Source organism: Vibrio chanodichtyis, from assembly GCF_028863985.1.
Lineage (GTDB): Bacteria > Pseudomonadota > Gammaproteobacteria > Enterobacterales > Vibrionaceae > Vibrio > Vibrio chanodichtyis.
This window is the reverse complement of the sequence record NZ_JARBFT010000021.1, coordinates 1-15,135: the sequence shown is the minus strand read 5'-3', so window position 1 is coordinate 15,135 and position 15,135 is coordinate 1. Positions and strand designations below refer to the sequence as shown.

Genomic DNA, 15,135 nt, shown 5'->3' with positions numbered 1-15,135 from the left:
TATAGAGATCAACTTCACACTGGCAAGTGTTTTTTGAGAAAAAATACAAAAATAACGCTCAAGCGCTTAACTTACGCACAAAGGCTTATTTATCCCACTTTACTCATAGATTAAACACAAGTTATCCACAAACATGGGCTTTTCTGAGATATAAAACGTAGAGTTACCTCCCCATTGTCTTTCTGAATTGATTCGCGACCTTAATCTGCTCTCCTACTATAGGTTTGAATCGTGGCTATCTTCGTGTAAACCACACTCACGCTTTAAACCAAAGAAGCGAGTTTGCTCTTCACTCATCCCCGGTTGCCATTTCTGTGTAGTGTGTGTATCGCCAACCGAAAGATAACCTTGGTCCCAAAGTGGATGGTAAGGCAGATCATTATCCTTGAGATAATAGTGCACCTCTTTATTGGTCCAATCGATCACAGGCAGGAATTTAAATACACCATTTTGTACCGATAGGATCGGTAGACTTGCTCGTGACTGTGACTGCGCACGGCGTAAACCTGAGAACCACGTCCCTATGTTAAGTTCATCCAACGCTCTGCGCATCGGTTCGACTTTATTGATCTGATTGTAGCGCTCGATACCTTCAACGCCTTGCTGCCACAATTTACCGTAACGCGCTTCCTGCCAAGCGCCAGATATTGGTGCGGAGTAAACTTTTAGGTTCAGTTTGAGGCGTTCGGTAAGCTGATCAATAAACTGATAGGTTTCGGCAAATAAATACCCCGTATCAGTCACGACCACAGGAATGTCACTTTTCACTGTGGTCAGCAGATGCAGCATGACTGCGGCTTGAATACCAAAGCTTGATGACAACGCATAGTTACCTTGCAGATTGTCTAGTGCCCATACGACTCGCTGTTGCGCGGTTAGGGATTCTAAATCCTGATTGATTTGCGTTAGGCGCAGCGTTTGCTGCACCTTATTTAACGTCAGTAACTCTTCCAGGGTTGGAACGGTATAGTTAGGCATAGAAATCCCTCTTCGAGATGATCACCTCTGCGATAATTCCGGCGCGGATGGTGAAATCACCAAATCCTTCCCCATCAAGACGCTCGCGAGCCCAACGTCCCACCAACTCATCAATTTCCTGAAGAATTTGTACGTCGGTAATGTTCTCTTTATACATCTTAGGAATGCGCGTTCCATTTCGATTGCCGCCTAAGTGCAGGTTGTAGCGCCCCGGAGCTTTACCGACTAGGCCAATTTCCGCCAACATGGCACGACCACAGCCATTCGGACAGCCCGTGACACGCAAAATAATCTTCTCTTCTTTGGGTAACGCGTGTTTCGCCAAAATCCCTTCCACTTCGGTAACAAAAGAGGGAAGAAAACGTTCGGCCTCAGCCATAGCCAGCGGACAGGTAGGGAAAGACACACACGCCATAGAATGAATGCGCTGCTCACTGACCCCATCGTCGATCAAGCCATGACGACGAGCGATCTGTTCAATCAGCGCTTTCTGATCCGCTGCCACACCAGCCACTATCAAGTTTTGGTTAGCGGTCATGCGAAAATCGCCTTGATGCACCCTCGCTATTTCCGCTACACCGGTTTTCAGTGGCTTACCCGGAAAATCCAACAAACGACCATTCTCAATAAACAGGGTTAAATGATGTTTACCATCGATGCCCGCCACCCAACCAATCCGATCGCCACGACTGGTAAACTCGTAAGCGCGGCTTGGCGCAAACGCAATTCCCGCGCGTTTTTCAACTTCGGCTTTAAATACCTCAACCCCGACACGATCTAAGGTGTACTTGGTTTTGGCATTTTTACGGTTAGAACGGTTACCCCAATCGCGTTGCGTACTAACCACCGCCGCCGCCACCTCCAACGTTTTCTCCAGAGGAATAAAACCAAAGTCATCAGCACGACGCGGATAGGTTGAAGTATCGCCGTGTGTCATGGCAAGGCCGCCACCCACCAGCACGTTAAAGCCCACCAGCTGACCCTGTTCACCAATCGCCACAAAATTCAGGTCATTGGCGTGCACATCCACATCATTGTGTGGTGGGATCACAACAGTGGTTTTAAACTTACGCGGTAGATAATTTGCACCTAAGATCGGCTCTTCATCCGGCCCTTCAACTTTTTCACCATCCAACCAAATTTCAGCATAAGCGCGGGTTTTCGGCAGTAGATGCTCACTGATCTTTTTCGCCCACTCATAGGCTTGTTGATGCAGTTCAGACTCCACTGGGTTAGAGGTGCACAATACGTTACGATTGACATCCCCAGCGGTGGCAATCGAATCAATACCAATACTATGCAAGGTTTGGTGCATCAATTTGATATTCGGTTTGAGCACACCATGAAACTGGAAAGTTTGCCGCGTAGTTAAGCGAATGCTGCCATACATCGTCTGTTCGCTGGCAAATTGATCAATCGCTAACCACTGTTTAGGGGTAATAATACCGCCCGGCATCCGCGCCCGGAGCATCACATTATGCAAAGGTTCAAGTTTTTGCTTACTACGCTCAACGCGAATATCACGATCATCTTGCTGATACATGCCATGAAAACGGATGAGCTGGAAGTTGTCCGCGCTAAAGCCGCCCGTAATGCGATCTTGCAGATCTTGCTCGATCGTCCCGCGTAGGAAATGACTTTCTCGTTTTAGACGTTCATTATCCGACCATGGGCCGAGCACTTCGCCAAGCACCTCTTGTACTGATGGGTTTTGATTTGCGCTCATTAGTAGACATCCCTTTGATAACGTTTTGCTTTACGCAGTTCACTGACATACTCTTCCGCTTGCTCACGGCTCAAGCCACCTTGCTGCTCAACAATAATGATCAGCGTTTGGTGGACATCTTTCGCCATCCGTGATGCGTCACCACACACGTAGAAGTAAGCACCTTCTTGTAACCATTGCCATACCAGCTCAGCTTGTTCTAATAAGCGATGCTGTACATAGACTTTTTCCGGCTGATCACGGCTAAAAGCGACATCTAACCGATTCAGCACCCCAGATTTGAGGTATTTTTGCCACTCCACTTGGTACAAAAAATCTTGGGTAAAGGTACGATCGCCAAACAGCAACCAGTTTTTCCCTGCTGCACCACGGCTTTCGCGTTCTTGAATAAAACTGCGAAAAGGCGCAATCCCCGTCCCCGGCCCCACCATGATCAGCGGCGCATGATCATCACTCGGCAGCTTGAAGTGGTTATTGTGTTCCACGAAGACTTTCACTGCCGCCCCCTCTTCTAACTGATGCGCTAAGAAACTGGATGCGCCACCAAAACGCAGCTCTCCCCCATGCTCATACTCAACCACCCCAACCGTGAGATGCACTTCTTCACCCACTTCACTTTGGCTAGATGCAATCGAATAAAGCCGTGGGGTTAAACGACGCAGCAGTGAGAGAAACTGAGTAGCAGAAAGTGTGACTTTTTCTTCGCGCAACACATCAATCACTTGTGTGCGAGTCGCGTATTCACGCAGCGCCTCTTTATTTTGAGTTAAAGATTGAAGCTTTGGACTCTGCGCCAACTCGGCATATTGCGCCACCAACTGCGGATTGGCGGCGGTAATTTCATAATGCCGAGTCAATGCTAAGTGGAGTGACATCGTTTCGCCGTCCACTTGTACGGGTTCATGGCCAGACAACCCTACGCTATCAAGCAGTGCATTCACCAGTTGGGGACGGTTCTCATACCACACGCCTAACGCATCTCCCGGTTGATAAGTGATGCCTGAATCGGCCAAATCAATTTCAATATGACGGACTTCTTTGTTCGAATCACGACCGGTGATTTTTTGGCTGGTCAACAAACTGGCCGGATAAGGATGTTGTTTGGTGTAATCATGCGTGGCTACTTGGCTCGTGGCGGCACTAGACCTCTCGGCGGGCACGGCAGAGCCTTCTTGCTGCAAAACAGCAATAACTTGAGTACACCACTGTGTCGCCACGGCCTGATAATCCACATCCGCATCCAAGCGCTCAACCAAACGTTGTGCACCCAGTTTTGCTAAAAACTGATCAAAATCTTTACCGGTTTGGCAGAAAAACTGATAACTCGAATCACCCAGTCCTAATACCGCATATTTAAGATTAGCCAGCTTGGGCGCTTTTTTCGATTTGAGAAACTCATGCAGTGCTAGTGCATTATCCGGAGCTTCGCCTTCCCCATTGGTGGAGGCGACCACAATCACATGGGTTTCCTTGGCTAAGTCTTTGCCTTTGTAATCGCCCGCGTCAAATAACTCGGCTTGGATACCTGCGGCTTGCGCCTGTTTCAACAGCGCTTGAGCAACGCCTTTTGCATTCCCCGTCTGCGAAGCAAAGATGATCGTCAGCTTAGCCGCTACTGCAACCGGAGTCGTCGGCGCAGCAGACATTGGTCGCGTATCAAGCGGATTGGATTGGCTCAATCCCCACAAATAACCGCTTACCCACGCTAATTGCTGAGAGTTCAGTTGGGTCACGCTTTGTTGGAGTTGATTGAGTTGTGAGTCATTTAACGGACTCGCGAGCCCTTTAAGGGATGGAGAGAGATTGGCTACCGACATTGTCACCACTTCCTTGTTGATTATATGACGACAGAGTAATCACTGTTTTTAATAACAAGAAAGAATCGATATGAATGCTTTATAACTTTTTGGCTTAAAAAATCGCAGGGAGGGTTGAAAATGAAGGAGAGTAAACAGCAAAAATGAGCCGTTGAAAGGCTCATTTACTATAGATTAGCGGGCAAATTATTCTAGTGTTGATTAGAAACTGAATTGCGCACCGAGGAACCAGCCATCCACAAACACCAACGATTCTGACATATTGGCCGATGATTTGGCCAATTCAGTAAACTCAAGGTCAACCACACGATAGCCGGCTTTGAAGGCTAAATCGCCAGCCGCAATCGGCACTTGGTACTGTAATCCAGCCATCACATCAGCGGATTTAAGATCACTATTATTACCAAAATCAAATTGACCAATCACCGCGAGTGGCGTGCGCGGAATCGCGATTTGCGCATTAGCGTACCAGTTAAAACTCACTTGATCGAAATCGTAACGATGAACATCCGGCGCGCGATAATCGCTGTTGGTATATTGGCTGAGCGTAATACCCGCATCAAACTTCATCTGCTCGCGATTTAACACTCGATAGTAGAAAGTGTAATCCAACTTATCGAAAGCAACGAAATCCGCCTCCAAGTTGGTATAACGTAAACTGACATTCGGCCAGTATGGAAAACCATGCTCAAACGCAATCTGCAGACTTGGCGCGTTCGCATCATCACGGCGAGTATCATCAATTTTTGTACTGGTTAGCCACATCTCTGCGCCTACTGAAGTCTTATAGAAAGAGTCAGCAGCAAAGGCCGAAATGGGCGCAATCATCAATCCCGTGACGAGCGCTACCGATGCAGTGTGGTTCATGAGCGATGCTCCGTTATGTTTCAGTTAAAGATAATCAAGCTAAAAGATCGTTAAGGTTGGCGATGGTAACACAAACCAAACGGCTGCCGAAAAAAGAACATCGTTTGCCATCAAACGTTTTTATACGCCCAATTCTTGGTATGGAATTTTCGCCAACGCTTGCTCAACGACCTCTAATCCAGCCCCGGGCTTATGAGCATTCTCACTGATATGACGTCGCCACTGACGCGCACCCGGCATGTTCTGAAACAGCCCCAACATATGACGCGTCATATGGCCAAGATGAGTACCTTGGGATAATTGTTGCTCAATATAAGGCATCATTTCATGGATCACTTGTGAGCATTTTTTAACTGGCGTGTCCAGACCAAAAATCTGCTGATCCACTTCAGCTAAAATATACGGATTTTGATACGCCTCACGACCGATCATAACCCCATCTAAATACTGCAGATGCTGCTGTGCTTCCGCTAAGGTTTTCACCCCACCATTCACCGCAATCGTCAAATGTGGGAAATCACGTTTGATTTGATACGCTCTCGAATAATCCAATGGTGGAATTTCGCGGTTCTCTTTGGGGCTTAAACCACTCAACCACGCTTTGCGCGCATGAATAGTAAACTGCTCACAGCCACCTTTTTCAGCCACCGTCGCAATAAATTGGGTTAAAAACTCATACGAGTCTTGCTCATCAATGCCGATTCGAGTTTTGACGGTGACTGGAATATCCACCACCGCACGCATGGCAGCGACACATTCCGCAACTAAATCCGGATCGGCCATCAAACAGGCACCAAAGCGACCATTTTGCACTCGATCAGACGGACAACCAACATTGAGGTTAATTTCATCATAACCACGCTGTTGGGCAAGCTTGGCACACTGCGCTAAATCTTGTGGATTCGAGCCACCAAACTGCAGCGCTACCGGATGTTCTTCTTGGTTATAAGCCAAAAAATCGCCACGGCCATGAATGATCGCCCCCGTCGTCACCATTTCGGTGTACAGCAAGGTTTGCGCAGAGAGCAAACGATGGAAATAACGGCAGTGGCGATCGGTCCAATCGAGCATCGGAGCAACTGAGAGCCTGCATGAGTGAGTCATAGGTGAACGTCCCCATTTCGGTCAGAAATAACCACCGCACGGTGGCAAAAAATCAAAGTCCGGCATTTTAATCGTATCTTAGGCTAAGTGCCAAGCCTTGTTCAAACAATCAACCCAGCATCATTCACTGCCAGATCGGCAATAAGCAACACTGTCTTTACCGCCATCAATCTGGGATTACAGTATCGTTTTTTATCCAGATAGGGTAATTTACGTCTATTCAACAAGATGAGTTGATTGAGCGCTTTATTTTGTATAACCGCTATTTTTCCGCTCAACATGCTTCGTCTCGATCGAGTACATAATGACTAACGCACAACAGTAATGGTGATGGTTTTGGAGCACAAGCTAACCAAACAAATTGAAGAAATATGTGCCGCAAGAGGCGTTCGTTTGACTGCACAGCGGAAAACCGTGTTTGAATTGATCTGTGCCAGCAAACGCTCATCCAGCGCCTATGAGCTACTGGAAGATCTCAAGAAAAGTGAGCCACAAGCTAAACCACCAACGGTATATCGGGCATTGGATTTTTTGCTCGCCCAGGGATTTATTCACCGAGTAGAGTCCACCAATAGCTTTATTTCTTGCGGTTCATGTAACGCCCATAAGCATTTTTCACATCTATTGATTTGTGACCAGTGTGGTAACGTGATTGAGTCTCGAGATGATACTCTAGTCGCCTTGCTAGCGAATAATGCAGAGAAACACGGTTTTAAAATAAGCAACCATGTCATCGAATCACATGGAGTTTGTCAAAACTGTCTCTCAAAAGAAAATCAGTCACAGTAGAAGAAAGTTATGCGCGCTGAATTTGTAAACCCGTTTTTAGCATCTTTAATGAATGTGCTAAAAACAATGGCCTCTCTTGAGTTGAAGCCACAAAAACCACGGATCAAGAAAGATGAAATTGCTCGTGGTGATGTCTCGGGCCTGATCGGCATGATCGGTCCAACTACCCGTGGATCGATGTCGATCACCTTTGATGAAAGCCTGGCACTGGAAATCATGCACAATATGCTCGGTGAACGGCCAAATGGTATCAATGAAGAGGTGACCGATATGGTGGGTGAAATCACCAATATGGTAACGGGTGGAGCCAAGCGAATTTTAGCTGAAAGCGGCTTTGAGTTTGATATGGCAACACCGGTGGTGGTTTCAGGCCGAGGCCATACCATCTGCCATCAATGCGAGGGTTCAATCATTCTGATGCCCTTTTCTTCACCTTGGGGTAATGCGTTTATTGAGATCTGTTTCGAATAATTAAAACGTGAACGGATGACTCAAAATAGCCTATCGAACATAGCAATTACGCAGTACGTACTACGCACCAGATAACGATCGCGACTTCCAATAAAAAGGCCTTAGTCACAAACTAAGGCCTTAACATTAATCAATATTTAATTCGCGATCTTAAGCACGAAACGCTTTAAATGCATTGATCAATCCGTTGGTAGAACTGTCATGGGAAGCGACGGCAGTATTGTCGGTCAGCTCTGGCAGGATCTGGTTTGCCAACTGTTTACCCAGCTCAACACCCCATTGATCAAAACTGAAGATATTCAAAATCACCCCTTGTACGAAGATTTTGTGTTCGTACATCGCAATCAGATTACCTAAAGTGCGAGGTGTGATCTGTTTAACCAGAATCGAGTTGGTTGGACGGTTACCTTCAAACACTTTGAACGGAACCAAGGCCGCAATTTCAGCCGCCGATTTACCGCTGTTTTCCAGTTCTGCTTGTACCGCTTGTGCTGACTTACCAAATGCCAGCGCTTCAGTTTGCGCAAAGAAATTGGACATCAGTTTTTGGTGGTGATCACTTACCGGATTATGGCTTAGCGCTGGTGCGATGAAATCACATGGGATCAGCTTAGTACCTTGATGGATCAGTTGGTAGAAAGCGTGCTGACCATTAGTTCCTGGCTCACCCCAAATGATTGGACCCGTTTGGTATGTCACTGGATTGCCATCACGGTCAACGTATTTACCATTTGATTCCATGTTGCCTTGTTGGAAGTAGGCAGCAAAACGGTGCAGATATTGATCGTAAGGCAGAATCGCTTCTGACTCGGCACCGTGGAAGTTGTTATACCAAATGCCGATCAAGGCCAGAATAACCGGGATGTTACTTTCGAATGGAGTATTGACAAAATGCTGATCGATCTCATGAGCGCCAGTCAGCAACTCAATGAAATTATCGTAACCAATCGATAGCACGATCGATAAACCAATCGCTGACCATAGTGAATAACGGCCACCAACCCAATCCCAGAATTCGAACATATTGTCAGTATCGATGCCAAATTCAGCCACCGCTTTACCATTGGTCGACAGGGCCGCAAAGTGTTTTGCCACGTGGGCTTGATCGCCCGCCGCTTGCAAGAACCAGTCACGCGCGGTGTGCGCATTGGTCATAGTTTCTTGAGTGGTAAACGTTTTTGACGCGACCAAAAATAGCGTGGTTTCTGGATCGACTTTTTTCAGGGTTTCCGCCATGTGTGTGCCATCAACGTTAGACACAAAATGCATGGTCAAATGATTCTTATAAGGCACCAGTGCCTCTGTCACCATGTAAGGCCCTAAATCTGAACCACCGATACCAATATTCACCACATCAGTGATCGCTTTACCGGTAAAGCCTTTCCAATCGCCACCAATCACACGCTCAGAGAACGCTTTCATCTTAGCCAACACCGCATTAACGGCTGGCATCACATCTTCACCGTTCACCAGCACAGGAGAGTTGCTGCGATTACGCAGTGCCGTGTGCAATACCGCACGATCTTCAGTTTGGTTGATCGCTTCACCTTTAAACATCGCGGTAATGGCTGACTGCAGATCGGTTTGCTTGGCCAATGCAAACAGGTGTTGCATGGTTTCCGCATTGACAAGGTTCTTCGAATAGTCGACCAGAATATCGTTACCAAAGCAGGCTGAATATTTGGCAAAACGCTCACTGTCTTGCGCAAAAAGTGCTTTGAGGTCCATATCCTGAGCGGATTCAAAATGCGCGGTCAGCGCTTTCCAAGCTTGAGTTTGCGTTGGATTGATATTTTTCAACATGGCATCTATCCCGATGTTTCTGTGGTTTTATTCCATCGAACGGCAGGTTTCACTCTACCGCTGGAATCCCCGATTTAAGCAAAAAAAGAATAGGTTAAAAATGCGTTTTTCGTTTAGGAATCATAGCGCATTTATTTTTGAGCCTGATTATGAGTGAAGTGATCGCCACCCACTTTGCGATAGGTCACGTAACCACTGACCATGGCTCATTTTTATCTGGTGCTGTGCTTTGCTCACCTTACCCTTAAACGGATACCTTGCCAATACGCTTTACTCACAGACACTCAGTCACTGTCGGTAAGCCTTCACTCGGCTAGCTCGCTAAGCTGAAAACGGCCACTAACTGCCAGCACCAAAATAAGACATTTCTACCCGCGAAGTCAGCTTGGTCACCAACTCATAACCCAAGGTACCAATATGCGCCGCCACTTCTTCAACTGGCAATTCGTTGCCCCATAGTATCGCTTCATCGCCAACACAATCGGTGGCATCCGCACCTAAATCAACGGTTAACATATCCATCGAAACTCGCCCAGCAAGCGGTACTCGGCGACCATTAACCACCACCGGGGTACCATTGGGCGCGGTACGTGGATAACCATCACCATAACCAATCGCAATCACTCCGATTTTGGTATCATTCTGACAGGTCCAAATCCCACCATAGCCCACTTTTTCACCCGCTTTGACATCACGAACAGCAATCAAATGTGACTTTAAAGTCATCACTGGCTGATAGCCAAGCTCAGCAGCGCTCTTTTCCGCAAAAGGCGACACACCGTACATGATGATTCCCGGCCTCACCCATTCCAGTTGACTTTGTGGCCAAGCAAGCAATCCAGCTGAGGCAGCCAGTGATCGCTCGCCACGGAAACCATTGGTAAGCGCTAAAAACAGCTCAATTTGGTCGGCAGTGGTCGATTGATCTAACTCATCCGCACAACCGAAATGGCTCATATAGCGTAAGGGCTTAGCGACGTTCTGGCACTGATGCAAACGAGCGACAAAATCCGCATATTGCTCAGGACGAACCCCTAAACGATGCATGCCACTATCAATCTTTAGCCACACCATCACCGGTGTTTCGAGCTGAGCTTGTTCCAAGGCTTGTAGCTGCTCTTCGCAATGCACCACGGTTTGAATATTGTTGGTAACCAATACGGGTAAATCACCGGATGAATAAAAACCCTCAAGTAACAAGATCGGTTTAACCACACCACTGGCGCGCAGTTGTAAGGCCTCTTCAATCCGAGCCACCCCAAACGCATCGGCCCCTAAGGCAAATCGCGCAATCTGGCGCAAGCCATGACCATAACCATTGGCTTTAACCACCGCCATAATTTTACTGGTTGGGGCTTGCTGCTTAACACGCTGTAAATTGTGCAGCAACGCATCAAGATTGATATAGGCCGTGGCCGCCTTCATGTAGTTCATTGAATTATTCATCGTCAAATGCAGGTCCAGCATAGTTGTCGAAGCGAGAATATTGTCCTTGGAAAGTAAGGCGCACCGAGCCTATCGGGCCATTACGCTGCTTACCGAGAATGATTTCTGCAGTGCCTTTTAATGGGCTATCAGGATGGTAAACCTCATCACGATAGATAAACATGATCAAATCGGCATCCTGCTCAATCGAACCTGATTCACGTAAATCTGAGTTAACTGGGCGTTTATCGGCCCGTTGCTCCAAAGAACGGTTGAGCTGCGAGAGTGCCACCACAGGTACATTCAATTCTTTCGCTAATGCCTTCAGTGAGCGAGAAATTTCGGCAATTTCCAGCGTCCGGTTATCAGTTAACGCAGGGACACGCATTAATTGTAAATAGTCGACCATGATCAGCGATAAACCACCATGTTCACGAGCAACACGCCGCGCGCGTGAACGCACTTCAGTGGGAGTCAAACCAGAACTGTCGTCAATGTACATATTCTTCTTCTCCATGAGAATACCCATGGTCGACGAGATACGAGCCCAATCTTCATCATCGAGCTGACCGGTACGAATTTTGGTTTGATCGACGCGCGACAGTGAAGCCAACATCCGCATCATGATCTGCTCCGCTGGCATCTCCAGCGAGAAGATCAGCACTGGCTTATCTTGCTCCATAGCGGCGTTTTCACACAAGTTCATCGCAAAAGTGGTTTTCCCCATTGAGGGACGCGCAGCGACAATCACCAGATCCGAGCCTTGTAAACCAGCGGTTTTCTTATTCAGATCAGTAAAACCGGTATTCACCCCAGTCACACCATCCTGTGGCATTTTATACAGCAGCTCAATCCGCTCTAAGGTGCGCTCTAAAATGCTATCGACATTTTTCGGGCCTTCATTTTCACTGGTACGCGCTTCAGCAATCGCAAACACTTTACTTTCGGCGAGATCGAGGAGATCTTCAGCGTTGCGTCCCTGTGGATCGTAACCCGCATCGGCAATTTCATTGGCAACCCCAATCAGATTGCGCACCAGCGCACGCTGAGCGACAATTTCTGCATAAGCATTAATATTGGCCGCACTTGGGGTATTTTTGGCTAAATCGGCAAGATAAGCAAAACCGCCGACATCTTCTAATTGCTCGCGTTGCTCTAGATATTCCGATAACGTGATTAAATCCAGCGGCTTGCTTGCCTCGAGGATCGATTTCACCCCATCAAAAATCAGACGATGTGGACGACTATAGAAATCCTGCGTCACCACATGCTCAGAGACCGTATCCCAACGCTCATTATCCAACAGCAAACCACCAATGACGGATTGCTCTGCCTCTAACGAATGGGGAGGAACTTTGATAGCATCGACTTGTGCATCAGAAGTTTTACGGTTTCGTTTATCAGTACGTGGATCTGCCATGACTTCGCTTTAAGTAACTTTTGAATGTCCGTCATTATAACGAGAATCCATGATTTGTAATTAAGGCAAAGAAAGTTTGTGTATCGAGTGTTCAGAATTGACCTTGAGTTGACTCAAACTCAACCATGAGTTTTTACTATGCCACCACCCTAAACGTAGAAGAGGTGATCGTGTTCCCCAAATGGTTAACTTGGACGAGTCTCGCACTCTGCTTTCCTGCGCTCGCCGAGCCAGCTAAATCAAACAGCGATATCAGACTGCCCTCCCCTTGGAGTCACCATGTTGAATTTGGCTATCAAGCCCATACAGGCAACACCGATTCACAATCATTAACTTCTCGGGTGAAATCGGAGTATACCTCAGGCCGTCATCGTACCTATGGCGAATGGAAATTTTATAAGCTGGATAAAAATGGTAAAGCCAATAAGCACCAATCCACTTATGCGTTACAAACCGACTATAAACTGGGTCCGAAAACCTATTTATACGCCAGCTTCTATGGCACTGATTCACGTTATAGTGCTTATTTCAAAGACTACACGCTCTCGGCTGGTCTCGGTTATCAATTTGTTTATACAGAAGATTTTACACTAGAGGTAGAAGTCGGCCCCGGTTTCCGCTATCAAAAACCCAACCAAGATGAGATTGATAAAAACGATATCGTGTTCCCCGATCAAGTCAATGAAGGGATTTTTCGTGGTAATTTGAAAAGTGAATGGCAAGCATTAGCCAATTTATGCTTCGCGGCAGAATTGACTATGGTATCAGGAGGGAGTAACACCAGCGTCGATAGCGATCTGAGTGTCACCAATAAAATCACCGACAATATCGCATTGAAAATTCGCCAGTCCCGCCAATTTCACAACCGCGTACCAGAGGGATTGAGTAAAGAGGACAGCGTATTTTCGGTTAATCTACGTTTCCAATTTTAAGCAAAAAAACACCAGCCGAAGCTGGTGTTTTCATATTCGTCAATAACTGAAATTACTCAGCAACAACTTGAACTTTCGCAGTTGCAAACACTTCAGAGTGAAGTTGAACGCTAACTTCGAATTCGCCAACATTGCGCAGAGCGCCTTCAGGCAGGCGAACTTCGCTCTTAGATACTTTAACGCCAGCTGCAGTGATTGCATCAGCGATATCACGAGTACCGATAGAACCGAACAGTTTACCTTCGTCACCAGCTTTAGAAGCAATTACCACTGCTTCCAGAGCGTTAACTTGGTCAGCACGAGCTTGAGCAGCAGTCAGTTGCTCAGCAACTTTTGCTTCTAACTCTGCACGACGGCTTTCAAACATTGCAACGTTAGCTTTAGTTGCCATTACTGCCTTACCTTGTGGGATAAGGAAGTTACGAGCGTAACCAGATTTAACGTTTACAGTATCGCCAAGGCTGCCTAGATTACCGATTTTATCAAGTAGAATAACTTGCATTGCTTAATCCTCTTTCTTAATAAACGGTGCCGATTACTGATGTTTGTCAGTGTATGGCAGTAGAGCTAGGTAGCGAGAACGTTTGATCGCACGAGCTAGCTGACGCTGATATTTAGCGCTTGTGCCAGTGATACGGCTAGGAACGATTTTACCAGCTTCAGTGATGTAGTTCTTGAGAGTTGCTACGTCTTTGTAATCAATCTCTTGTACGCCTTCTGCTGTAAAACGGCAGAATTTACGACGACGGAAGAAACGAGCCATGGGCTATCTCCTGATCTATATATGAGAAATTTTGTCGGCATGCAGCACTAATTTACCTACGCCATTTCGGCTGGTTTGGTAAGCTAAAAAACCGCTTACCAAAATGCTACTGCCTTGTACTAAATTTTGAGTTAATGTTGTTGACCCTGCCTCACTGACCACCACCGCCAAGCGACAAAACACTTGTCTTGGGAGGTTAGCTTCAACCATCGTAGAGCGATGCTCTAGCCAAAAATGGCAATGTTTAACACCCGATGGGCTTTGGCTTCGAACCGGAGCTTTTGCGACAATGCCACTTAACTCGATTCGATTGGTCAGCGAATCATTACTCAACGTCTGCGTCGAATTTCACTTCGTCACGCTTTACACGCTCTTCACGAGCTTTCAGCATGATTGAAGGTTCAGTGATAGCAGCTTTAGTACGCATGATCATGTTACGTAGAACTGCATCGTTGAAACGGAAAGCAGTTTCTAGTTCATCAACCACTGCTTGGTCAGCTTCAACGTTCATCAGAACGTAGTGAGCTTTGTGCAGTTTGTTGATTGGGTAAGCCAGTTGACGACGACCCCAATCTTCTAAACGGTGGATTTTACCGCCCGCTTCAGTGATTGAACCAGTGTAACGTTCGATCATGCCAGCAACTTGCTCGCTTTGATCTGGGTGCACCATGAATACGATTTCGTAATGACGCATTATTTGCTCCTTACGGATTATTCAGCTTCCAGAGTTGGCCCGGTCATCCAGAGGAAGCAAGGAACTAATGATAATTGACCGAGAATTAAGGAGCGAGAATAGTACAGAAAGAAAGCAGCTTTAGCAAGGGAATTGATGTGTGGTTTTGATGGTGTGATGCAATCCGTAAATTCGGGAGGAGTGAACGATAAAATGGTTACCACAAAAAATGAAAAAGGGCAGCCGAAGCTCCCCTTTTTCGATGCAGCATTGCGCGGCAAGATTAACGCAATTAAGCGATGATCTTCGCTACAACACCAGCACCTACTGTACGACCGCCTTCACGGATCGCAAAGCGTAGACCTTC

17 protein-coding genes are annotated in these 15,135 nt (G+C 46.8%); 3 read left to right on the top strand and 14 right to left on the bottom strand.

Annotated features, from left to right (window positions below; genetic code table 11):
- Positions 1–216 precede the first annotated feature (216 nt).
- From PUN32_RS13435 to PUN32_RS13410, 6 genes are all read right to left on the bottom strand, one after another.
- The gene (locus PUN32_RS13435) at positions 217–978 is read right to left on the bottom strand and encodes a phosphoadenylyl-sulfate reductase (RefSeq protein WP_274723659.1); all 762 of its coding nucleotides are present in this window, start codon (positions 976–978) and stop codon (positions 217–219) included.
- Positions 971–2,704 (bottom strand): assimilatory sulfite reductase (NADPH) hemoprotein subunit, encoded by a 1,734-nt coding sequence (cysI, locus tag PUN32_RS13430; RefSeq protein ID WP_274723658.1) that lies wholly within the window; start codon positions 2,702–2,704, stop codon positions 971–973. The genes PUN32_RS13435 and cysI overlap by 8 nt, the downstream gene beginning before the upstream one ends.
- Positions 2,704–4,521 carry an assimilatory sulfite reductase (NADPH) flavoprotein subunit gene (locus PUN32_RS13425; RefSeq protein WP_274723657.1) on the bottom strand — a complete coding sequence of 606 codons (1,818 nt, stop codon included), beginning with the start codon at positions 4,519–4,521 and terminating at the stop codon, positions 2,704–2,706. Before PUN32_RS13425 ends, cysI begins: the two co-directional genes overlap by 1 nt.
- Positions 4,522–4,722: 201 nt before the next feature.
- Positions 4,723–5,388 (bottom strand): TIGR04219 family outer membrane beta-barrel protein, encoded by a 666-nt coding sequence (locus tag PUN32_RS13420; protein ID WP_274723656.1) that lies wholly within the window; start codon positions 5,386–5,388, stop codon positions 4,723–4,725.
- A 120-nt stretch (positions 5,389–5,508) separates the two neighbouring features.
- Positions 5,509–6,492 (bottom strand): tRNA dihydrouridine(20/20a) synthase DusA, encoded by a 984-nt coding sequence (dusA, locus tag PUN32_RS13415; RefSeq protein WP_274723655.1) that lies wholly within the window; start codon positions 6,490–6,492, stop codon positions 5,509–5,511.
- A gap of 101 nt (positions 6,493–6,593) precedes the next feature.
- Positions 6,594–6,773: a hypothetical protein gene (locus PUN32_RS13410; protein ID WP_274723654.1), complete on the bottom strand. Its 180-nt coding sequence runs from the start codon at positions 6,771–6,773 to the stop codon at positions 6,594–6,596.
- A gap of 43 nt (positions 6,774–6,816) precedes the next feature.
- Between PUN32_RS13410 and zur the strand changes: the two genes are divergently transcribed.
- Together zur and PUN32_RS13400 are read left to right on the top strand one after the other, a co-directional pair.
- Positions 6,817–7,281 carry a zinc uptake transcriptional repressor Zur gene (gene zur, locus PUN32_RS13405; RefSeq protein ID WP_274723653.1) on the top strand — a complete coding sequence of 155 codons (465 nt, stop codon included), beginning with the start codon at positions 6,817–6,819 and terminating at the stop codon, positions 7,279–7,281.
- A 9-nt stretch (positions 7,282–7,290) separates the two neighbouring features.
- Positions 7,291–7,752 carry a chemotaxis protein CheX gene (locus PUN32_RS13400; protein ID WP_166013781.1) on the top strand — a complete coding sequence of 154 codons (462 nt, stop codon included), beginning with the start codon at positions 7,291–7,293 and terminating at the stop codon, positions 7,750–7,752.
- A gap of 150 nt (positions 7,753–7,902) precedes the next feature.
- Here the strand turns inward: PUN32_RS13400 and pgi are convergent, their stop codons facing one another.
- The 3 genes from pgi to PUN32_RS13385 form a co-directional block, all read right to left on the bottom strand.
- Positions 7,903–9,555 carry a glucose-6-phosphate isomerase gene (gene pgi / locus PUN32_RS13395; protein WP_274723652.1) on the bottom strand — a complete coding sequence of 551 codons (1,653 nt, stop codon included), beginning with the start codon at positions 9,553–9,555 and terminating at the stop codon, positions 7,903–7,905.
- A gap of 339 nt (positions 9,556–9,894) precedes the next feature.
- The gene (gene alr / locus PUN32_RS13390) at positions 9,895–10,980 is read right to left on the bottom strand and encodes an alanine racemase (RefSeq protein WP_274723660.1); all 1,086 of its coding nucleotides are present in this window, start codon (positions 10,978–10,980) and stop codon (positions 9,895–9,897) included.
- 13 nt (positions 10,981–10,993) lie between these two features.
- Positions 10,994–12,400, bottom strand: coding sequence for a replicative DNA helicase (locus PUN32_RS13385; protein ID WP_274723651.1), 1,407 nt, complete (start codon positions 12,398–12,400; stop codon positions 10,994–10,996).
- Between the two features lie 170 nt (positions 12,401–12,570).
- Here PUN32_RS13385 and PUN32_RS13380 point away from each other — a divergent pair, with 170 nt between their 5' ends.
- On the top strand, positions 12,571–13,332 hold the full coding sequence (locus PUN32_RS13380; RefSeq protein WP_406708015.1) for a DUF481 domain-containing protein: 762 nt from the start codon (positions 12,571–12,573) through the stop codon (positions 13,330–13,332).
- Positions 13,333–13,384: 52 nt separating this feature from the next.
- Here the strand turns inward: PUN32_RS13380 and rplI are convergent, their stop codons facing one another.
- The 5 genes from rplI to PUN32_RS13355 form a co-directional block, all read right to left on the bottom strand.
- Positions 13,385–13,834 (bottom strand): 50S ribosomal protein L9, encoded by a 450-nt coding sequence (gene rplI, locus PUN32_RS13375; RefSeq protein ID WP_166013785.1) that lies wholly within the window; start codon positions 13,832–13,834, stop codon positions 13,385–13,387.
- Positions 13,835–13,867: 33 nt separating this feature from the next.
- On the bottom strand, positions 13,868–14,095 hold the full coding sequence (gene rpsR / locus PUN32_RS13370) for a 30S ribosomal protein S18 (protein WP_000090472.1): 228 nt from the start codon (positions 14,093–14,095) through the stop codon (positions 13,868–13,870).
- A 15-nt stretch (positions 14,096–14,110) separates the two neighbouring features.
- Positions 14,111–14,413: a primosomal replication protein N gene (gene priB, locus PUN32_RS13365; protein WP_166014989.1), complete on the bottom strand. Its 303-nt coding sequence runs from the start codon at positions 14,411–14,413 to the stop codon at positions 14,111–14,113.
- A 7-nt stretch (positions 14,414–14,420) separates the two neighbouring features.
- Positions 14,421–14,789, bottom strand: coding sequence for a 30S ribosomal protein S6 (gene rpsF, locus PUN32_RS13360; RefSeq protein ID WP_001216670.1), 369 nt, complete (start codon positions 14,787–14,789; stop codon positions 14,421–14,423).
- Positions 14,790–15,060: 271 nt separating this feature from the next.
- Positions 15,061–15,135 (bottom strand): EF-Tu C-terminal domain-related protein (locus PUN32_RS13355; RefSeq protein ID WP_198556962.1); only part of this gene is annotated, 75 nt, incomplete at its 5' end.